The sequence below is a fragment of the Arthrobacter bussei genome (assembly GCF_009377195.2).
Classification (GTDB): Bacteria; Actinomycetota; Actinomycetes; order Actinomycetales; family Micrococcaceae; genus Arthrobacter_D; species Arthrobacter_D bussei.
In genome coordinates, this window is record NZ_VJXX01000023.1 from 1 (window position 1) to 293 (window position 293).

The 293-nt window shown below is 73.7% G+C and carries 1 protein-coding gene; it reads left to right on the top strand.

Annotated elements, in window-relative coordinates; genetic code table 11:
- Positions 1-13: 13 nt before the first annotated feature.
- A partial coding sequence (locus tag FNH21_RS16745) for an alcohol dehydrogenase catalytic domain-containing protein (protein ID WP_191932099.1) occupies positions 14-293 on the top strand: 280 nt, incomplete at its 3' end.

Below are 293 nucleotides of genomic sequence, written 5' to 3' on the forward strand. Positions count from 1 at the left end.
CATCATGCGAGCAGTGCAGTTCACGTCCTTCGGCGGGCCGGAGGTCCTCCGGATCGCCGACGGCGATGTCCCGGCTCCGGGACCTGATGAGATCCTCGTCCGGGTCGCCGGCGCAGGAGTCAACCAGCTCGACACGAAGATCCGGGCAGGTGCCATGCCCCAGGGGCGACCGGCCGCGTTCCCGCTCGGAACCGGGGTCGACGCCGCCGGCGCCGTGACCGCGGTCGGACCGGGCGTCACCGGCGTGGCCGTCGGCGACGGCGTCTTCGGCACCGGCCGAGCCACCATGGCCG